15 protein-coding genes are annotated in these 20271 nt (G+C 56.6%); 5 read left to right on the top strand and 10 right to left on the bottom strand.

The annotated features are described in order from the left end of the window. The 4 genes from ABI171_RS05110 (at window position 1) to ABI171_RS05095 (ending at window position 3990) form a co-directional block, all read left to right on the top strand. Window positions 1-849, top strand: a complete 849-nt coding sequence (locus tag ABI171_RS05110) for a TauD/TfdA family dioxygenase (protein WP_348091532.1) — start codon at window positions 1-3, stop codon at window positions 847-849. Window positions 850-894: 45 nt separating this feature from the next. After that, a complete protein-coding gene (locus ABI171_RS05105) occupies window positions 895-1953 on the top strand; it encodes a 3-keto-5-aminohexanoate cleavage protein (protein WP_348091531.1) in 1059 nt (352 codons plus the stop codon). A gap of 38 nt (window positions 1954-1991) precedes the next feature. Beyond that, a complete protein-coding gene (locus tag ABI171_RS05100; RefSeq protein ID WP_348091530.1) occupies window positions 1992-3326 on the top strand; it encodes an MFS transporter in 1335 nt (444 codons plus the stop codon). A gap of 91 nt (window positions 3327-3417) precedes the next feature. After that, on the top strand, window positions 3418-3990 hold the full coding sequence (locus tag ABI171_RS05095; protein WP_348091529.1) for an alpha/beta hydrolase: 573 nt from the start codon (window positions 3418-3420) through the stop codon (window positions 3988-3990). A 92-nt stretch (window positions 3991-4082) separates the two neighbouring features. Here ABI171_RS05095 and ABI171_RS05090 read toward each other — a convergent pair whose 3' ends face one another. The 5 genes from ABI171_RS05090 to prpB all read right to left on the bottom strand — a co-directional run bounded on the left by ABI171_RS05090 (window position 4083) and on the right by prpB (window position 11527). After that, window positions 4083-5114 (bottom strand): AraC family transcriptional regulator, encoded by a 1032-nt coding sequence (locus tag ABI171_RS05090; protein WP_348091528.1) that lies wholly within the window; start codon window positions 5112-5114, stop codon window positions 4083-4085. 314 nt (window positions 5115-5428) lie between these two features. Beyond that, on the bottom strand, window positions 5429-6619 hold the full coding sequence (prpF, locus tag ABI171_RS05085; RefSeq protein ID WP_348091527.1) for a 2-methylaconitate cis-trans isomerase PrpF: 1191 nt from the start codon (window positions 6617-6619) through the stop codon (window positions 5429-5431). A 72-nt stretch (window positions 6620-6691) separates the two neighbouring features. Continuing rightward, window positions 6692-9310 (bottom strand): Fe/S-dependent 2-methylisocitrate dehydratase AcnD, encoded by a 2619-nt coding sequence (gene acnD, locus ABI171_RS05080; protein ID WP_348091526.1) that lies wholly within the window; start codon window positions 9308-9310, stop codon window positions 6692-6694. 103 nt (window positions 9311-9413) lie between these two features. Then, entirely contained in the window at window positions 9414-10577 is a 1164-nt protein-coding gene (prpC, locus tag ABI171_RS05075; RefSeq protein ID WP_348091525.1) for a 2-methylcitrate synthase, read from the bottom strand. Window positions 10578-10639: 62 nt separating this feature from the next. Then, window positions 10640-11527, bottom strand: coding sequence for a methylisocitrate lyase (gene prpB, locus ABI171_RS05070; protein ID WP_348091524.1), 888 nt, complete (start codon window positions 11525-11527; stop codon window positions 10640-10642). Window positions 11528-11789: 262 nt separating this feature from the next. Here prpB and prpR point away from each other — a divergent pair, with 262 nt between their 5' ends. Next, on the top strand, window positions 11790-13430 hold the full coding sequence (prpR, locus tag ABI171_RS05065; RefSeq protein WP_348091523.1) for a propionate catabolism operon regulatory protein PrpR: 1641 nt from the start codon (window positions 11790-11792) through the stop codon (window positions 13428-13430). A 1010-nt stretch (window positions 13431-14440) separates the two neighbouring features. Here prpR and ABI171_RS05060 read toward each other — a convergent pair. The 5 genes from ABI171_RS05060 to ABI171_RS05040 form a co-directional block, all read right to left on the bottom strand. Then, entirely contained in the window at window positions 14441-14698 is a 258-nt protein-coding gene (locus ABI171_RS05060; protein WP_348091522.1) for a PAAR domain-containing protein, read from the bottom strand. 24 nt (window positions 14699-14722) lie between these two features. Beyond that, on the bottom strand, window positions 14723-15799 hold the full coding sequence (locus ABI171_RS05055; protein WP_348091521.1) for a DUF6708 domain-containing protein: 1077 nt from the start codon (window positions 15797-15799) through the stop codon (window positions 14723-14725). Window positions 15800-15802: 3 nt separating this feature from the next. Next, complete coding sequence (locus ABI171_RS05050; protein WP_348091520.1) at window positions 15803-18304, bottom strand: T6SS effector BTH_I2691 family protein; 2502 nt, start codon at window positions 18302-18304, stop codon at window positions 15803-15805. Continuing rightward, window positions 18304-19194, bottom strand: a complete 891-nt coding sequence (locus ABI171_RS05045; protein ID WP_348091519.1) for a DUF4123 domain-containing protein — start codon at window positions 19192-19194, stop codon at window positions 18304-18306. Before ABI171_RS05045 ends, ABI171_RS05050 begins: the two co-directional genes overlap by 1 nt. Before the next feature lie 27 nt (window positions 19195-19221). Beyond that, window positions 19222-20271: DUF2345 domain-containing protein (locus tag ABI171_RS05040; protein ID WP_348091518.1), on the bottom strand; the 1050-nt coding region annotated here is incomplete at its 5' end.

The following is a 20271-nucleotide window of genomic DNA, read 5'->3' as shown; positions in this document are numbered from 1 at the left end:
ATGCGTGTAGAACAATTGACTTGTTCCATTGGCGCCGAGTTGGTGGGAGTTAATCTGGGCGATGCGGCGCGTGACGATGGACTGTTTGCCGAGATCAAGGCCGCTCTGTTCAAGCACAAAGTGCTGTTCCTGCGGGATCAGACTTTTAGTCGTACCGAACACATAGCCTTTGCGCGTCGCTTTGGCAACCTGGAAGACCATCCCATGGTGCCTACGCACCCCGAGGCGCCGGGCCTGGTCCAGATTTACAAGAGTCCGGACAGCCCTGTGGACCGCTACGAAAACGCCTGGCATTCCGACACCACCTGGCGTGAAGCTCCCCAGTTCGGCGCCGTGCTGCGCTGCGTGGAGTGCCCGCCCGTCGGGGGCGACACCATGTGGGCGAACATGGTTCTGGCCTATGAGAGGTTGCCAGAACACATCAAGGCCGAGATTGCAGATCTGCGCGCGCGCCACAGCATTGAAGCCAGTTTCGGCGCCGCCATGCCGATCGAAAAACGCCTGGCCCTCAAGGCCCAGTTCCCGGACCCCGAGCATCCCGTAGTGCGCACCCACGAACACACTGGCGAAAAAATCCTCTACGTCAACGCCTTTGCCACCCACTTCACCAACTACCACACGCCGTCGCGCGTGCGTTTTGGCCAGGATGCGGCGCCAGGCGCCAGCCAGTTGCTGAACTACCTGATCACCCAGGCCTATATTCCTGAATATCAGGTGCGTTGGCGCTGGAAAGCGGGCAGCGTCGCCATCTGGGACAACAGCGCCACCCAGCACTATGCCGTGATGGATTACCCGCCCTGCCACCGCAAGATGGAACGTGCCGGAATCATTGGCACCAAGCCATTCTGACGTTCCGCTAGTTAATCATTTCAATCATTTTTTTGGACATACCCAATGAACTTCCTTGACGGCCACCTCTTTACCGAAAACCAGCAGCCCCTGATCATCACAGCGGCCCCTTATGCACCGTCGTGGGTGCCCTCCGATTTCCCCGAGGACATTCCGCTCACCATGGACGAACAGATCCAAAAGGCTGTGGATTGCTACAACGCCGGCGCCACAGTGCTGCACCTGCATGTGCGCGAACTCGACGGCAAGGGCAGCAAGCGCCTGTCCAAGTTCAACGAACTGATCGCCGGCGTGCGCAATGCCGTGCCAAAGATGATCATTCAGGTGGGGGGCTCGATCAGCTTCGCACCGGAATCGGAGGGCGCCGCTGCCAAGTGGCTGAGCGACGATACGCGCCATATGCTGGCCGAGCTCGATCCTAAGCCAGACCAGGTCACGGTCACGGTGAACACCTCGCAGATGAACGTCGTCGAGCACTGGGATTACAAAGACACCAGAGGCACCTCGATGGCAGATCCTGCCGTCTACAACGCCTACAAGGAGATGACGGTGCCGGCGCAGCCAGGCTGGGTGGAGGAGCACGTCCGGCGCCTGACGGCCGCAGGCATCCAGAGCGCCTTCCAGTGCTACAACAGCAACAGCTTCGACTCGGTAGAGCGGTTGATGCGACGCGGCATCTACAATGGTCCGCTGGTTATGAACTGGGTGGCGATCGGCGGCGGCATGGACGTGCCTAATATCTACACGCTGGCCAATTTCATGCGTGCCGTGCCGGACGGCGCGGTGGTCACGGTGGAAAGCTCGATGCGCAACGTGCTGCCGGTCAACATGATGGGCATTGCGATGGGCCTACATGTGCGCTGCGGCATCGAGGACAACATCTGGAACCAGGCGCAAACGGAAAAAATGTCCACCGTTGCGCAGATCGAGCAACTGGTGCGCATGTCGCGCGAATTCGGCCGCGAGGTGGCTACCGCCGAACAGGCGCGCGAGATCAGCAAAATCGGCGTCTTCTACGACACGGCGGAAGAAAGCCTGCAGGCCAATGGCTTCGCTCCCAACCGCAATGGCGCCCATCAAGGCTTCTTGCGCAAGACAGCCTGAAGTCGTCTGACACTATAAAAAAAACAGGAGACAAAAAAATGATGCCCCCTTTGACCACAACCGGGTCGCCCCCGGAAACCGGCTATCTGATCGAAAAAAAACAAGCCTGGTTCGCGTTTGCCATGACCTTTGCCCTCATGCTGTTCGACTACATGGACCGGCAGGTGATCGTGTCGCTCTTCCCGCATATCAAGGCCGCATGGAATCTGAGCGACAAGCAATTGGGCGGGCTGGTGTCCATCATCTCCATCGTGGTGGCCATGGGGGGCATCCCCGTGGCATTGCTGGCAGACCGGTTGAGCCGCGTCAAGAGCATTGTTGTCATGGCCACCACCTGGAGTCTGGCCACCATCTACTGCATGTTCGCAGGCAACTACGCACAACTGTTTGGCGCGCGGGCGGTGGTGGGTTTGGGCGAAACGGGCTACGGTTCGGTGGGCTCTGCGCTGCTTTCCAACGTATTTCCCAAGCGAATGCGCGGCGCACTGATGGGGGCCTTGTTTGCTGCCGCTTCGCTGGGCTCGGTGTTCGGGGTGGTGCTGGGCGGCGTGATCGCCGCCAAGTGGGGCTGGAAAGCCGCCTTCGGCGTGGTGGGTGTACCCGGGCTGGTGCTGGCTTTGCTGTATTTGCTGGTGCGTGACTACAAAACGGTGGCACTCACGCCGAAGCTCAATCAGGTCACGCAGTCCATCGGCGGCACGCTCAAACACATCTTTAACACCCTCGCACGCACTCCCACTTTGCGTTGGATCTGCATAGGGCAAGCGATGCAAGTGCTGGTGGTGTCGGCCATCTGGTCATGGCTGCCGAGTTATCTTAACCGCTTTCACGGCATGGCACCGGACCAGGCGGGAAAACAAGCGGCGCTGGTGATTTTGGCGGGTGCATTCGGCGGCTTCCTGTGGGGCGTGGTGATTGATCGGCTGTCCATCCGCCGACCTCACAGCAAGTTGCCGATGCTGAGCTTGTTGTGCCTGGTTTCGCTGGTGATATTGACGTACGCATTCAATGCTCCGCTGGCGGGCCCTGCGCAGCTCAAGCTGATCATCGCGGGCGGGTTTTTCATGACCTGTTCGGTGGGAGTCGTGGTTGGCGTGCTAATGGACGTCGTCCATCCAGGCTTACGCTCCACCGGTGCAGCCGTGTTGTCGCTGTTTCAGAATCTGCTCGGTCTTGCCGTAGGGCCCTTCCTCGTGGGGGTGCTATCCGATATGTGGGGCTTGCAGCACGCCATGGCGGTGATTCCCGCATTCAGCATATTGGCCGCAGCGTTCTTCATGGCCGCGGCACGCAGCTACGAGGCCGATGCCGCCCCGGTGTCTGGCATTGCCCTGGATGTAACCCAATGCGCGACTGCTCATGCTGCGGGTTGAATGCCGGCACGATGTAAATCGGCCGCACCGTTGATGGGTGAAATCGTGTTTCTGGCAAGCCTGAAGCTGCCGTTATTGAAGTGAGGTCGACATGAATACACAAAAAGAACCAACCATTCTGATAGTTCCCGGCCTGCGTGATCACGTTGCCGATCACTGGCAGACACATCTGGAAACCAAGCTCTCCACGGTGCGCAAAGTGGTTTCCGTGCCGCCATTGGAAACTGACAAGCTGAGTTGTGAAGCCCGCGTGCAAGCCATTGAGCGCACCATGAGAAAGATTGACGGGCCGGTGATTGTGGTGGCGCACAGTGGCGGGGTCGTCATGCTGGTGCATTGGGCGCAAAAGTACGCCGCGGATATTCAAGGCGCCTTGCTGGCGGCGGCGCCGGACTTTGCAACACCGCTGCCTGCCGGTTACCCGGCACTGGAGGTGCTGGAAGCCAATGGCTGGCTGCCCCTGCCACGCAAAGCATTGACGTTCAGGAGCATCGTGGCTGCCAGCACCAACGACCCCTTGGCCTCCCTGGAAAGCGTTGAGCTGATGGCGCGCGATTGGGACAGCGAGCTGGTGAATCTGGGCGCGGTGGGTCACCTCAATCCCGCTTCGGGGTTTGGCGTGTGGCCACAGGCCGAGCAATTCATCCAGATGCTGGAACGTTGATGACGGCCGCGGCGTTCAAAGAGTCGCCCGCGCGCAGCACAAAAAGGATATCTGCGTGGCGCAAGAGGCATTGGAGACGCCCAGCGCAACCGTTAGTGAGGTTGCTTAAAGCGGTTGCCTGTTGCCAGCCCCTTTTTTACTCGCCACACCGCCGGCGCAACGCCAAACTGCGAAATGAACCACCGGGTAAACGAGCTTGGCGCGCCGTAGCCCAGCAGCGCCGCGATCCGTCCGACGGAGTAGCGCGGATTCTCCATGTAGCGTACGACCAGATCGCGGCGTACACCATTGATGAGGGCAGAGAAATTTTCCCCGGCATCTTCCAGCCGTCGCTGCATAGTGCGTACGTTCATTCCAAGGGCCTGGGCGATTTGTTCAATCGTGGCACGCTCCATGGGCAGCAGCAGATAGATGGCTTTGCGCACTTCCATCAGGATGGACGGTTCGGATGCTCTCGGCATCGTCTCCAGAAACCGCTGGGCGTAGCTGGCCATCGCGGGGTCTGCCATGGGGTTGGCAAGGTCAAGATCCGAGGCGTTGCAGACGATGCCGTTGAATTCGCTGCCAAAAACAACGGGGCAACGGAAAAAGCGCCGGTGCAATTGCAGATCGGTAGGTGCGTCGTGTGTGAAGTTGACGCTGCGCGGATGCCATTGGGCTCCCGCCAGGGTCCCGCAAAGGCGAAACATCACGCCGATCGCGAGTTCGGTAGCCTGGCGTGTGGGTACAGGTATATCGGTCACGATTTCTTCACGGATGATAACCGTATCGCCAGCGTTCTCGACAAACAATGCCAAGGACGGGTTCAGCAGGTGGCGGTACTGGATGGTGGTCTGCAGGGCATCGCGCAAGTTGCGCTGATGGGCCAGCACCAGACTCACACCGCCCATATCGGCCAGTTGCCGCAACTCGGCCATCTGTAGCCCAAAGCCCATATTGCCGGACTCTTGCGCCGTGCCTTCCAGAATACCCACTGCCTTACTCAAGAGAATCTGTTGGTCGCGGTTTTCCAGCAGCGTGCGGGTCAATCCAAATTTTTGCAGCACGGCCCGCGGGTTGAATCCGATCTGCCGGGCCACCTCAAAGTAGCCGGTAAGAACCCCCGTGCGCACCATGGTGGTCATAGCTTAGTCATGACAAGAGCGCTTGCGCAAACTCGCGGGCGCTGAAGGTTTCGGGGTCGTCGAGCTTTTCGTCCACGCCAATGAAATACACGGGGATGGCCCCACCCCTGTCTGTCACCCGGCGCCCGATCGGGATTTTTGACATAAATAATCACCATTTCATTTTCGCGAAATGCAAAGATATTTCGATATTACACCAATCGGTATCAGAAAAATCTGACCGCTTCCGCCTCGCGGTTCCGATTGCGGATCTTCAATGCGCCCCGCTCGGTCCGGTTTGCGCCGCCACTCTGCGCGTAGTCAATTTCGTTCGTTCAAAACGCATCACCTGGCACGCGCACCCATCCCTCCATCAGCACCCGGGCGCTGCGGCTCATGATGGCTTTGGTCACACTCCATTCGCCGTTTTCCTGACTGGCTTCCGCACCCACCCGCAAGGTGCCTGAAGGGTGTCCGAAGCGGACCGCGCTTTTGGCGCCACCGCCTGCGGCGAGGTTCACCAGCGTGCCCGGTATCGCAGCCGCTGCGCCAATGGCGACGGCTGCTGTTCCCATCATGGCGTGATGCAGCTTGCCCATGGACAGCGCGCGCACCAGCAAGTCGATATCGGCGGCGGCGACCTGTTTGCCACTGGAGGAAACGTAGGCGGCTGGCTTGGCGACGAACGCCACCTTCGGGGTATGCTGGCGATTAGCGGCCTCGTCGATGTGCTTGATGAGGCCCATGCGTAACGCACCATACGCGCGAATGGTCTCGAACCTGGTCAATGCCTCGGCATCGGCATTGATGGCGTCCTGTAGTTCGGTGCCCGTATAGCCCAGCGCCTCCGCGTTCACGAAGATGGTCGGAATGCCCGCATTGATCATGGTGACCTTGAGCGTGCCGACTCCCGGAACCTCGAGGTCGTCGATCAGATTCCCAGTGGGGAACATTGACCCGCCTTCGCCCTCTTCGTCGGCTGCCGGCGCCATGAATTCAAGCTGTACTTCCGCTGCGGGAAAAGCAACACCGTCGAGCTCGAAGTCACCCGTCTCCTGTACAGCGCCATTGGTGACGGGCACATGCGCAATGATGGTCTTGGCGATGTTCGCCTGCCAGATACGCACGGTCGCCATGCCGTTTTGCGGAATGCGATTGGCGTCAACCAAGCGGCTGCTGATCGCGAATGAACCAACCGCGGCAGACAAATTACCGCAATTGCCGCTCCAGTCGACAAATGCTTTGTCGATGGCCACCTGACCGAACAGGTAATCGACGTCGTGGCCGGGCTTGCTGCTTTTCGACAGAATGACCGTCTTGCTCGTGCTCGAGGTCGCCGCGCCCATGCCGTCAATCTGTTTGCCGTAAGGGTCCGGGCTGCCGATGACGCGCAACAGTAACGCATTACGCGCCGCACCGGGCACCTGCGCTGCTTCGGGCAGGTCCTGCAGGCGAAAGAACACGCCTTTGCTGGTGCCGCCACGCATGTAAGTGGCGGCAATCTTGATCTGGGGTACGTGGGCCATGGTTGTGTTGTCCTGGTTAGTCTGTGCGGATCATCTCCGGGCCGCACAGAACCGTGATGAATTAGTACTTTTTCAGGCAGCCGTCGTCGAAGCCGATGAGGATTCGAGGAAATCTTGAGCGAAACGCTGCAGCACGCCGCCGGCTTCATAGATCGACACTTCTTCCGCTGTATCAAGACGGCAGGTCACGGGCACCTCCACGCGCTCGCCGTTCTTGCGGTTGATGACCAGCGTCAGCGTCGTACGCGGAGTGCGTTCGCCAATCACGTCGAAGGTTTCGCTACCGTCGATGCTCAAAGTGTTGCGGTTGACGCCGGGCTTGAACTCCAGCGGCAGCACGCCCATGCCGACCAGATTGGTGCGGTGGATGCGCTCAAAGCCTTCTGCCGCGATGGCTTCCACACCTGCCAGGCGCACGCCTTTGGCGGCCCAGTCACGTGAGGAGCCCTGGCCGTAATCGGCGCCAGCAATCACGATTAGCGGCTGCTTGCGTTCCATGTAGATCTCGATGGCTTCCCACATGCGAGTGATCTTGCCGTCCGGTTCCATGCGAGTCAGCGAGCCTGCTTTTACCTTGCCGCTCAGTTGCCCCCCCTCACGCACCATTTCATTCTTCAGAGTGGGATTGGCGAAGGTCGCGCGCTGAGCAGTGAGGTGATCGCCGCGATGAGTGGCGTAGGAATTAAAGTCTTCCTCAGGCAGCCCCATCTTGGCCAGGTACTCGCCTGCCGCGCTATCGAGCATGATGGCGTTCGACGGCGACAGGTGATCGGTGGTGATGTTGTCGCCCAACACCGCCAGTGGACGCATGCCTTTCATCGCGCGCACGCCAGCCAGTGCACCTTCCCAGTATGGCGGGCGACGGATATAGGTAGTCTGCGGACGCCAGTCGTACAGCGGGCTGACTTTCTCGCCGTTATCGGCAACCACAGCAAACATCGGCTCGTAGACCTTGCGGAACAGTTCCGGCTTGACGCTGGAGGCGACAATGGCGTCGATTTCTTCATCGGACGGCCAGATGTCTTTCAGTGTCACCGGATGGCCATCGGCGTCGATACCCAGGATATCTTTCTCAATATCGAAACGGATGGTGCCGGCAATCGCGTAAGCCACCACCAGTGGCGGCGAGGCGAGGAAGGCTTGCTTGGCGTAGGGGTGAATACGACCGTCGAAGTTACGGTTGCCGGAGAGGACGGCGGTGGCGTAGAGATCGCGCTCCAGCACTTCCTTCTGGATCACCGGATCCAGCGCGCCGCTCATACCGTTGCAGGTGGTGCAAGCAAAGGCCACTACACCGAAGCCCAGTGTTTCCAGTTCCGGTAGCAAGCCGGCGGCTTCCAGATACAGTGCGACCGTCTTGGAGCCCGGCGCCAGAGAGCTTTTTACCCACGGCTTGCGCGTGAGGCCACGCGCATTCGCATTGCGCGCCAACAGACCCGCAGCGATCATGTTGCGCGGGTTGTTGGTGTTGGTACAGCTTGTGATGGCGGCGATGATCACTGCGCCATCCGGCATCAGGCCCGGCTCATTCTCTACCTTGCCGCTGATACCGCGCGCAGCCAGTTCGGAGGTCGGCACGCGATTGTGCGGATTGGATGGCCCGGCAATATTGCGCACCACGGAGGACAGGTCGAACCTGATGACGCGCTCGTACTCGGCGTTCTTCAGGCTGTCAGCCCACAGGCCGGTTTCCTTGGCGTAGATTTCCACCAGCTTGACCAGCGCATCGTCACGCCCGGTGAGCTTCAGGTATTTGATGGTTTGTTCGTCGATGTAAAACATCGCGGCGGTGGAGCCAAACTCCGGCGCCATGTTGGCAATGGTTGCGCGGTCGCCCAACGTCAGGTGGGAAGCGCCTTCACCGTAGAATTCGAGATACGAGGATACGACCTTCTGCGCACGCAGGAATTCGGTCAGCGCCAGCACAATGTCGGTCGCGGTGATGCCCGGCTGCGGCTTGCCGCTCAGTTCAACGCCGATGATGTCCGGCAGGCGCATCCATGAGGCGCGGCCCAGCATCACGCTTTCGGCTTCCAGACCGCCCACGCCGATGGCGAGCACGCCCAGCGCATCCACCATCGGCGTGTGACTGTCGGTGCCGACCAAGGTATCCGGGAAGGCGACGCCATCTTTCACCTGCACCACCGGCGACATGCGCTCGAGGTTGATCTGGTGCAGGATGCCATTACCCGGCGGGATCACGTCGACGTTCTTGAACGCCTTCTTGGTCCAGTTGATGAAGTCGAAGCGGTCCTCGTTACGACGGTCTTCGATGGCGCGGTTCTTATCGAACGCGTCAGCATCGAAGCCGCCGCATTCAACTGCCAGCGAATGGTCTACCACCAGCTGCGTCGGCACGACCGGGTTGACCATGGCAGGATCCCCGCCTTGGGCGGCGATGGCGTCGCGCAGACCCGCAAGGTCGACCAGCGCGGTCTGGCCCAGGATGTCGTGACACACCACACGGGCCGGGAACCACGGAAAGTCCAGGTCGCGTTTGCGCTCGATGAACTGTTTCAGGGATGCTGTCAGGGCCGCAGGATCGCAACGGCGCACGAGGTTTTCCGCCAGCACGCGCGAGGTGTACGGCAGCTTGTCGTAGGCGCCGGGCTGGATGGCATCGACCGCGGCCCGCGTATCGAAAAAATCCAGCCGGGTGCCGGGCAGTGGTTTGCGGTTTGCTGTGTTCATGGTTCAGTCAAGAAAGAGAGTGGCGATCAAGGGACGGGCTTTGAACTTTACTTGCGCCGGCCCGGATGGCAATGCATCCGGGCCGGCATTCCTGCTCAAATGACTAGCGTTTTCCAATAGGGACGAACTCCAGATTATCCGGACCGACATAGTTGGCCGACGGACGAATAATCTTGTTATCGATACGCTGTTCGATCACGTGCGCGGCCCAGCCGGAAGTGCGGGAAATCACGAACAATGGCGTAAACATGGCAGTCGGCACGCCCATCACGTGATACGAGACAGCTGAGAACCAGTCCAGATTCGGGAACATTTTCTTGGCGTCCCACATCACGCTTTCCAGACGCTCGGCGATATCGAACATCGCAGTCGAACCCGCTTCCACCGACAACTTGCGCGCGACTTCCTTGATGACCTTGTTGCGCGGATCGGACACGGTATACACCGGATGACCGAAACCGATCACGACTTCCTTGTTCTCTACCCTGCTCCGGATGTCGGCTTCCGCTTCATCCGGATTGTCGTAACGCTTCTGGATCTCGAACGCGGCTTCATTCGCGCCGCCGTGCTTGGGCCCGCGCAAGGCGCCGATCGCGCCGGTGATCGCAGAGTAAAAATCAGAGCCCGTACCGGCAATCACGCGGCTGGCAAAGGTGGAAGCATTGAACTCGTGTTCTGCGTAGAGAATCAGCGAGACGTGCATCGCTTTTTCCCAAGCGGCGGATGGTTTCACACCGTGCAGCAGGTGCAGGAAATGACCGCCGATGGAGTCGTCATCGGTTTCGACTTCGATGCGCTTGCCGTTGGTGCTGAAGTGATACCAGTACAGCAGCATGGAGCCGAATGACGCCATCAGGCGGTCGGCGATGTCGCGCGCGCCCGGTGCATTGTGGTCATCTTTCTCGGGCAAGGTGCAGCCGAGCGCCGAGACGCCGGTACGCATCACGTCCATCGGGTGCGATGCGGCAGGCAGCGCTTCCAGCACGGCCTTGACGCTCGCCGGCAAGCCACGCAAGGATTTCAGTTTTGCCTTGTAGCCTTTGAGTTCGGCGGCAGTCGGCAATTTGCCGTGCACCAGCAGATAGGCGATTTCCTCGAACTCGCAGGTGTCGGCGATATCCAGGATGTCGTAACCGCGATAGTGCAGATCGTTGCCGGTTTTACCGACGGAACACAATGCAGTGTTACCTGCGGTCACGCCGGACAGCGCGACGGATTTTTTTACCTTGAATGCAGATGTTTGTGCGGGTGCTTGTGCTTCACTCATTTTTTAATCTCCTGGCGGAAAAGAATCGGTGTAACGGGTATGTAATTAATTTATACGTTATCTTATTTTTTCTGGGCCGCAAACAAGGCATCCAGATGTTGCTCGAAATCGTGATAGTTGATGCGCTCATACAATTCCATGCGGGTCTGCATGGTGTCGATCACATTTTTTTGCGTACCATCGCGGCGGATCGCGGCGTACACGTTTTCAGCGGCTTTGTTCATTGCACGGAAGGCCGATAACGGATACAGCACCAGGCCGACATCGGCCGACTTCAGCTCTTCAACCGTAAATAGCGGCGTGGCGCCGAATTCGGTGATATTGGCCAGCACCGGCACCTTGACGGCGGCGGCAAACTGCCGGTACATCGCCAGCTCTGTAATCGCTTCCGGGAAGATCATGTCGGCGCCGGCTTCGACACAGGCCACCGCACGATCCAGCGCGGATTCCAGCCCTTCGACTGCGAGCGCATCGGTACGCGCCATGATCACGAAATTCTCGTCGGTACGGGCATCGACTGCGGCCTTGATACGGTCGACCATTTCCTGCTTGCTGACAATTTCCTTGTTCGGACGGTGGCCGCAGCGCTTGGCGCCGACCTGGTCCTCGATGTGAATCGCTGCCGCGCCGAACTTGATCATCGATTTGACGGTACGCGCTACATTGAACGCGCTGGCGCCAAAACCGGTATCCACATCGACCAGCAACGGCAAATCGCAGACATCGGTGATGCGGCGCACGTCGGTCAGTACGTCGTCCAGATTGGAGATGCCGAGGTCGGGCAAGCCGAGCGAACCGGCAGCGACGCCGCCACCGGACAGGTAAATCGCCTTGAAACCGGCGCGTTTGGCCAGCAATGCGTGATTCGCGTTGATCGCGCCGATCACCTGTAACGGGGACTCTTCTTGTATCGCCTTGCGGAAGGCCGCACCTGCGGAATATTGACTCATGCCTGCTCCTGATGGATGGGAAATTTGTTTCATGCAGATATCTGCAACGGGACTTTTCAGATATACAGCAATCACCGTGCCAAGCAAAGCGCAAGAACCGGCCAGGCATGTTAAATATAAGATTAAACAAACATAATCAATAAGTTACGAAATAAAATCATAGTAAATCGCATTGTTGAAATATCTAGACAAGAAAAATATTTGTTTCAATTCATGTTACATTCAGGGATATTGAAACACATCCGTTAAACATATTTGAAACATGCAATCTCCAGCTCCTCACCGACGTAATGCCAGCGATGCCGGCAACCCCAGCGACAAACCAGTGATCTGGACTGTCTCGGTATCGCGCCTGGCCGACCTGTTTCGTGACATTACGCTGGAATACGACGACCGCGCGATGATCGAACCTATCGATCTGGGATTCGACGAGGCCGCGCGCTACATCCGGCAACGGATGGAAACCGAGCGCTGCGATGCAGTGATCGCCGCCGGCTCCAACGGCGCCTATCTGAAAAGCCGGCTATCGGTTCCGGTCGTGATCGCCAAGGCCAGTGGTTTCGATGTGCTGCAGGCATTGTCACGCGCACGCCGGATCACTCCTGACATCGGCATTATCACTTACCAGTCGACGATGCCGGCGCTCAAGGAATTCCAGAACGCCTTCGGCGTTAACATTCAGCAACGCAACTATGCAACCGAAGAAGACGCGCGGGCGCAAATCAATGAACTCAAGGCCAGCGGCGTCAAGGCGATTGTCGGCGCCGGCCTGATCACCGACCTGGCTGAAGAAGCCGGACTGGCGGCGGTATTCGTCTATTCCGCAGCATCGATCCGCCAAGCCTTCGACGATGCGCTGGAAATCGCGCGCCTGACGCGCCTGGAATCGCGCCACAGCCGCAGCGCGCCGGTGGCCGACACGCTGCGCGCCAAACATGGCGTCAACGATTTGCGCGGCGATTCGCCTGCGATGGAAACCCTGCGCCAATCGATCGTGCTGTATGCCAAATCGCAGGCAACGGTGCTGATCCAAGGCGAAACCGGCACCGGCAAGGAACTGGTCGCGCAAGCGATTCACCGCGAAAATCCGCGCGCGCTCATCGGCAACAAGCCATTTGTCGCGGTCAATTGCGGCGCGATTGCGGAATCGCTGCTGGAGTCGGAACTGTTCGGCTATGAAGAAGGGGCATTCACCGGCTCGCGCCGCGGCGGACACGCGGGCGTGTTCGAAGCGGCCCATCGCGGCACGCTGTTTCTGGATGAAATCGGCGAAATGCCGCTGACACTGCAAACCCGTTTGCTGCGGGCACTGGAAGAACGCGAAGTAGTACGCGTCGGCGGCACCCGGCCGATTCCGGTCGATGTACGCATCATCAGCGCCACCCATTGCGACCTGGAACAGCGCATTCGCGAAGGCCGTTTCCGCGCCGACCTGTTTTATCGCCTGGCAGTATTACGCCTGACGCTGGCGCCGCTGCGTGAACGCCCGGACGACCTGATCGCACTGGCCGAATGGTGCCTGAAAAAAGCGCTGGCCGCCCTGAGCGCCCGTCCGCACCCGAATCTGCATGCCGAAATCGTTGCCTGCATGCCCTTGCTCAGCGCCTACAACTGGCCCGGCAATGCGCGCGAAGTACGCAACCTGATGGAAAGACTGGCGCTGTTCCTTGCGGCCGAACCGTTGCAGGCGCTGTCACCCGCTTTCATCATCAGCGTCGCGCCGGAACTTATCCAGACTTCGATGCCGACACCGGCAATTGCACCAGAGACCGCAACCACCGCACCAGCGACCTCTGAAAGCATCACGCAAGTTCTGGCCCGTTTCGATGGCAACCGCGAAGCGGCGGCCAAATACCTCGGCATCAGCCGCACCACGCTGTGGCGCAAGATCAAGAATCAATGATTGACGATATGCAACTCCAGATGCGATCCGCTGCCGTGCCATGCGTGCTTGCGCATGGAACGACGATCCGCTGCCATGACAGGTTCGATCCGTCGAATTTAAAAATGGAATTTTCCAAATAACGACGTCACTTGCCGCATAGCGCCTGCTTTTAGCTCGTTAAAAATGGGGAGGGACTACCGACCGCGAAATGGTGAAAATTGAGGCGAAAACTAGCGTAACAATCCCAAAATAATCTCTGAGGATGTAAATTTCGCTGGTTTTTATTGAAAAAATAATGGTGGGAAGTACAAGTTTCGAACTTGGATAAAGGGTAATGCAGGGTATACCTCGGGCACCGTTTCATAGGGAAGATGCTCCTCGGCATACCCTAGTTTCCCCTAAGATTTCCCCATCAACTTCCCCGCCATCTTCCCCAAAAAATCACACTGAACGTCTTATTCTGAGCGACCAGCTAAACACGAATAAACTCGAATTCAACCTAATTTATCTGCTCGTAATTTAATCATTGTGCCAACATTGACCAATGTGCACGTTAGACAATATTTGATTTCAGCGCTGTTTTAGTCGCATTAACGCAAGAGACTTAAAATCTCTCGCTCGTAAGGGTGTGCCGGTTCAAGTCCGGCCTCGGGCACCAATACACATTGTAATAAAATAGCATAAAACGCCGCAAACCAAGTAAATATAAGGTTCTGCGGCGTTTTCGCATTCCGGTCTAAATACGCAAAAAACCATTAAAAACCGTATTTTACTGATACCAACTCCCCACATTTTCCCCATCGCCTCCCCACATTATGATGTAATACGCCGCTTTTCTGAGGAGAGATAAATGGCATCATTCGTAAAATGTGCTGGTGGCTGGCGTGTTCAGCTTTCAATCAAAGGGAAACGTGAGTCGGCTAACCACCCAGCGCGCATACCTTGTTGCCGTCTTTTCGGCACGCCGGATACCGATCATTTCCGGCGCATGCATAATTCGCTTCTGTTTCAGATCACAACTCCCTCAGTTACAGCGACGAAATCAGTGTCGCACCGCAGGCAGTCGGATCGTCGTGATAGGCTACCGCCTTGCCGTGATGCTTGCGAGTGCTGTTCACCGGCAGAATGGCAAACTGGCCTTTGCACTTCGGACATATCGTCATATGACCTTCCAACGCAACAGCTATTCCCAGCACTTTAAAATTATCGCTGGCAGTAATCACTTCGCCGCCATGCGAAGTCTTGTCGCCCAGGCGAATCACGCCGCGTCCGTGTTGATCTTTCATAATCAGAACCTTTGCAGAGATTGCTTATATCTTGGGCGGTACGTCTTCCGCCCACAGTGATGCATTGGCGGCACCATCTTTTTCACCATGCCAGTTGCCCAATTCCATTTTGGGGTCGTAGGGATAGTCGTGCCGCTCCTGTGCCAGAGCAGTTTCTGCCCAGCCAACTGGCGTGTCGCCACGCGGTTGATTATAGGCATCGTCACTTGTGACATTGCTGACTTGTTCTACCGATTTTGGCCAGATGGGTTCGCGACAGGTCCAGAGCGCCATCAGGCGATAACTCGTCAACAATAAGATAAATGGCATCATGATGATGCGATAGGTCGCACTGGCGCGCATGCCGAAGTCGTACATGCAAAACAAGAAGCTTTCGCGGATACTTTCATGCTCGCTAAAAAACAATGCAGGCTTGGGCAAGTTTGCCGGCCCCTGGTTCATATACCAGCACCAGTAGTTCCATTGGGACAGTAGTCCTTGCAGATTAGCACGACCTTGCCATTCTCGGCCTATAGCAAAGGCACGTGCCACATTGCCCTTGTCATCGACCGCGTAATGGCGAATGTGGTAGCAATTGCTATTATTGCTTGACCCTTTGTGTATGCAAAAGATGGATTTTTCATTCCATGGGACTTCCCAGGTAATGTCGCCTTCATCTGGTTTTGCAAAGAAGCGTCGCCGCCGTATCGTATAGATTTTTTGCTGTTGTCGGTTGAAACGGATCGGGCGGCGCTTGAGTGCAAAAAATTCGTCGCGACCGAATCTGAAAGCGACGTAGCTAAAAGCGATGATCCCCAAAAAAATAACTAAGCAAGGAAAAATCAATCCAGCAACCATTTTTTCAGGAGGATTCCAAAGCATGTATCCCACTAGCCATAAAAGCGCTCCGACGCCCAGGCAGGCAGTAAGTACTCCTCCTGCCTGCCATTGCCGATCCCTATATGGCTGATCAGTTACGTCCATGTAAGTCGAATTGATCCGAAAGGTGGTGGCAGCATCTTTACACTCCGGCCCAACTGGTTTGTCAATCGAGAGCCGATGTTGTAAATCCCATGCAGGTATAGGCTGACCGGTTTTATATAAAAATACGCGTTCATCCATCAGTTAAGCTCCTACGGCGTGGTTGTACGCTTTTAATTCCGCATCAAAAGTGTCGTAATGTTCGCTTTTACCGAAATGGCAGCGCGAAATCCAAGATTTCAGAAGACCACTACCGACAAGTGCAATCACGATACCGACGATAAATGAAATAATCAATAAAGGCCAAAAAATCGCGCCAATCGCAAAATAGGCGGCAATGGCGATCCCAATTCCAAGGGTGCCGTTAGCGATATATAAACCCATCAGTGTATAATTTTTATCGCCGTATGCTTCTCGAGTATTAAAGCAAAGATCATAGAGTCCAGCTACAACACCGGCTACCGCTCCAATAATGCGTGCATTTTTGGCAAATTTGGCCGCATCTTCAGCGTCAATAGCCCATTGTTTACGAATAAATACCGCCAGAGGATGCGTTGTCGATTTTTCGACTGTCGAACCAACGGTGTCAGTGATCGTCGCACCTAGACTGACGATAGCAATTACGAGCTTGGTCCGTGTCTCTCTCTCGTTAAATTTGTCGTTGTTTAGCAGATCCTGAGTCGCAAAACCCAACGCTACAAGTTGCACGATCGCAGTTACCACGCCAAGATGAAACTCTTGAGGCGCGGAGGAACCGAGCCATTTTTGAGTCGCATCAATCCCGGGCACCTTGATTCCTTTGATGCTTCCGGGCGTGATGCGCCCCTCCTGCTCCAATTTTTCTATATCCAATTCATACGCAATGAGCTTTCGATCTGCGGGAAGTTTTTTAACGTTATTGCTTGCCTCACTGTGCGCATCACTTCTGGTTTGTGTCCTGTTTGTATCGAGTTTGATACCTTGCGCCTTAGCTTGGGCGATAGCCCATTTGGCCAGGTCGTTCGCGCTCATATTGCTAGCCTTGACGGAGATGCCGCCAAGTAGTGTGAGATGTACCATGGCCAGTCCACGCATGACGGTGAAACTGCTCTCACTGATTGCTTTGATAATGATATTGGCCGTTGTCAACGCTAGCCTGTCGATAAGTTTAGCTTTTTCCGGCTTGGGGACGCGATCAAGGGCTCCTTTGTAGATATTCAGAATATTTTCAAATTGAATATCGCTACCCTTGAGATGTGGTTCTGTCCCTGCAATGATGTCGTTCTGATTAAACAGTAGCGCACGACCATACAAATTACGGGTATCAGACAATTTTCCGCTATTAAGCCAAGCGGCGAGTTGATCCGTACACGGTTTACTACACACTGCTTTACCGACACATTGAGCAATCGATTCGCTGTAAGCGTAGCCACTGCGTATGTCGGTTGTGTCGTGCACGCCGTCCATCCAGTTTGCCAATTGCTCGCTCTTGAGCCAGTTGACATGGGCGTTGACTAGTTTGTCGAAAGTTGGCTGGAAAGCTTTAACTGCAGCGTCGTACTCTGCCGGGAAAGACTTCAAACGGTTCTCGTCCAATGTCGGTTTGCCGTCTTCGTGCGTCATTTCTTCCCACGCGTTGTCTTCAGCAGCGGTCTGGCGCCCGCCCTGATCAGCACCATACTTCTTTTTGTCTTGCTCTTTCTTGTTGTAGTAGGCGGTCGGACCGCCTGCCTTAATCATGCCCCAGATATCTTTGGTTGCGCCATATACATCGCCATCTGGATTGCCTTCAGAATTTTTGGCCACATCGTCAGTAAAAACCACATCTTCTCGCGCTTGCGCCCTTACTCTTTTCTCTGTCCCCTCAAGCAAATCGGCCACCATCTTGGCGTGATACATCTTTTCGTCAAAACCAGAATCCAGACCTGGCACCACTAATTCGCTCAAGTCGTTGGTGATCCCGACCGGATCATTGACAGCGATGATGAAGCCTTTGTTGTGCGGCGCTTGCGCGGCCATGATGTCAGCAATTCTTGACGCCCAATTATGCTGCGCAATCTCGCCATCGGTAGGTACATTGCTAAACGCAAAAGCTTTACGCATAGCGTTGCCATCTGCGGCGAAATGGGAAATTTTGTTCGAATTAGCTTTGAATTCACCGGTATGGTCGGCACTTCCAGCAACCATCGCAGGTACGTTGATGCACTGCATATGCTTTTTGCGCCAGGCGGCATCACCGGCCTTTTTTATTAAGGCTTTAGTCCATAGCACACTGGACCAGCCTATCCATAAATTGGTAGCCGGATCGGCTGGCGTATGCGGGATATCGACACAATGCGCACGCACGATTTCACCGGGGACTATGCATGAAAAAGGCACCGTTTCTGGTCGAGGCGGCATGAACTCCACCGGGAAATTCCATAGGTGACCTTTGGGCAGCACCATATAGGCTTTGAGGCGGCTACGTTTTTCATCATAGGTATAAAGATAGCCTGCACGCAGAGCGCGCAAAGTATATTTGGCCGTGCCAATGTCTTGTGGCGCATCTTCAACCTTGAAGTGACCGGACAAAGCAGGCACCCCAGCGGCACCCGCAGGGCAAGCCACTGCATAACGAACCGGATAAATCAGTAAGCCTTTTTTGTCGCAAAAATTACACGTATACATTAGGTTGCTCCCATGTGCGTCTGTTGCAGCTGATATTCCTGATTCAGCTTTTGATAATCGTGATGGTCCAACAGTCCTTGCAGGTCGACCCAATTGGTTTTTCCCTGCGCCAGATCGGTCCATGCCGTGTCAAGTTTTGGGTGACGCAGGAAGGCGTCGCCATAGCGCGCGCTATGCAGCGCGTACTCTACCAGTTCATCGGTCTCGGTTAACTTCAAATGCTGTTTGCCAGCAATAAGCGCTAAATCAATCCCGCGTTGATAACGTAGCACCGCTGCGGCAGAAAGCGCCTTGTGTGTGTCATGTATGTGCACAAAGACACGTGCGACCAGGTCGCTGTGATCGAGGCTTCGCCATTGCGTGCTGGTCGGCCACGCCGATTTGTATCCGCCCAACGGGTCGATTTCGCGCCCTGGTCCTGGCACGGTCCACCAATGCTGGCACCAAGGGAAGCGCCAGTCGGCAATCGGTCCCAGCAGGGCTTCTTTTTGTGCAGGTAAAAATACTGCCATCGCCAGCGAGAATACACGCGGGTCGTAGTAACGCCAAAAGACAGAACTACCTTCTGCGCCAGGACCTGCCAGGAAGCGCGCAATATGGCGTGCCAGCGCAGCGGCATCTAGAGGGCTATCCAGCCATGCACAGATGGCAGGCGGCCTGCTTGAAGCGGCTTCACGCAGCAATGCCGCCGTTGCGTCTTCCTGCTGCGCTGGCGATAACGCCGCGATGTCGATTAATCGCGGAGTGAGGTCGTCCGCGTTTGTCAGCGTCCCCGGCGTGCAGCGAAGCATCGGTAGTGGTTCGGCAAACGTTTCGTCGTCAATATTGGAGGCGTCAACCAGCAGAAAGCCGGTTCGTATCACTTCATTTGGGGGCAAGGTAGCGCGCATTAGCTTATTTCGTGACAGGTAAGTCAATCAGCCCAAAGGCACGGAGGCGCTGCCGGACTGCGCGGCACCAGCGGATTGTGAGGGGCAAAGCTTGGAGCCGGGGAACTGCGGCGACTTGGCCTGCGGTCCCATGGTCTGGTGATCGGCGGCATGAACCACATGCGCGCCGCCGGTAAATCCGGTGATGGCATCGCTGACCACAAATTCGCTCGTACCGCCGCTGAGGCGTATACCTTTCTTGGCGCGTAGATTGATCCAGTCCTGGGTGCTGATGATGTCGACCACCTTCTGCGCCAGCAATTCCATGCTGTCGTTTTGCGCCTGGATTTGCACCTTGCCGCTGGCGGCGATTAGTTTGATGCCTAGCTTATAGGCCAGCAGAGAGAGCTTTTCTGCTGCGCTGACAAAGAACGATTTGCCTGCCGCTATGGATACATGACTGCCTGCCGTCAATGCCGTGTGCTCCGCGCTGGCGATGTGGGTAGATGCGCCGGATGTCGTCTCGATCCCGCTGGGACTTGCCACCACCAAATGCGGTTCCGTCAGTTCAGGAAATTCTCCATCGCCGCCGCCGCTGCCTTTGATCGCATCATTTTGCGATTTGATCGCTTTGTTGACATCGCTCTGATCGGTGCCCTTGTCCTGCGCCTCGTGTTCTTGCGCCAGGTTAGACAGGCTTTCGGCGGTGCTGCGCGCTTGCGTCAGGCGTGCCACTGTTTCGCCCATGTCGGTGATATGTGCTTGTGCCTTGGGTCGGGCTTCGGTGCTGATCAACATCCCTTGCGCTCTCAGTACGCCATGACCATCTGATCTCAACTCGAAGCCGTTTCCGCGCTTGTCCTGGCGGCCTGCATTATTTTCGATGCGGGTAATGTTTCCCAGCGAAAGCTGGCTGTCCAGGGCGTCGCTACGTACCTGGGTCTGGATGCTTTTGGGTGAGTCATCAAAAACGACATGCCCGCTGCGCCCACCGGGGGCATTGCCACCCTTGGGCGTCAGTTCCCGGCTGCGCATGCCCGACAGCGCGCTTTGCGATGGCAAGGCCCAGGGCGGCATATTGTTTTGGGCGACGACTGA

This window comes from Collimonas sp., assembly GCF_039923675.1.
Classification (GTDB): domain Bacteria; phylum Pseudomonadota; class Gammaproteobacteria; order Burkholderiales; family Burkholderiaceae_D; genus Collimonas.
The sequence above is the reverse complement of the archived record's forward strand: the minus strand, read 5'-3'. Positions and strand labels throughout refer to the sequence as shown.

Bases quoted from the DNA above. Each gene is read 5' to 3' on its own strand.
- ABI171_RS05110 (WP_348091532.1), top strand. From the start codon at position 1: ATGCGTGTAGAACAATTGACTTGTTCCATTGGCGCCGAGTTGGTGGGA.
- ABI171_RS05105 (WP_348091531.1), top strand. From the start codon at position 895: ATGAACTTCCTTGACGGCCACCTCTTTACCGAAAACCAGCAGCCCCTG.
- ABI171_RS05100 (WP_348091530.1), top strand. From the start codon at position 1,992: ATGATGCCCCCTTTGACCACAACCGGGTCGCCCCCGGAAACCGGCTAT.
- ABI171_RS05095 (WP_348091529.1), top strand. From the start codon at position 3,418: ATGAATACACAAAAAGAACCAACCATTCTGATAGTTCCCGGCCTGCGT.
- ABI171_RS05090 (WP_348091528.1), bottom strand. From the start codon at position 5,114: ATGACCACCATGGTGCGCACGGGGGTTCTTACCGGCTACTTTGAGGTG.
- prpF (WP_348091527.1), bottom strand. From the start codon at position 6,619: ATGGCCCACGTACCCCAGATCAAGATTGCCGCCACTTACATGCGTGGC.
- acnD (WP_348091526.1), bottom strand. From the start codon at position 9,310: ATGAACACAGCAAACCGCAAACCACTGCCCGGCACCCGGCTGGATTTT.
- prpC (WP_348091525.1), bottom strand. From the start codon at position 10,577: ATGAGTGAAGCACAAGCACCCGCACAAACATCTGCATTCAAGGTAAAA.
- prpB (WP_348091524.1), bottom strand. From the start codon at position 11,527: ATGAGTCAATATTCCGCAGGTGCGGCCTTCCGCAAGGCGATACAAGAA.
- prpR (WP_348091523.1), top strand. From the start codon at position 11,790: ATGCAATCTCCAGCTCCTCACCGACGTAATGCCAGCGATGCCGGCAAC.
- ABI171_RS05060 (WP_348091522.1), bottom strand. From the start codon at position 14,698: ATGAAAGATCAACACGGACGCGGCGTGATTCGCCTGGGCGACAAGACT.
- ABI171_RS05055 (WP_348091521.1), bottom strand. From the start codon at position 15,799: ATGGATGAACGCGTATTTTTATATAAAACCGGTCAGCCTATACCTGCA.
- ABI171_RS05050 (WP_348091520.1), bottom strand. From the start codon at position 18,304: ATGTATACGTGTAATTTTTGCGACAAAAAAGGCTTACTGATTTATCCG.
- ABI171_RS05045 (WP_348091519.1), bottom strand. From the start codon at position 19,194: ATGCGCGCTACCTTGCCCCCAAATGAAGTGATACGAACCGGCTTTCTG.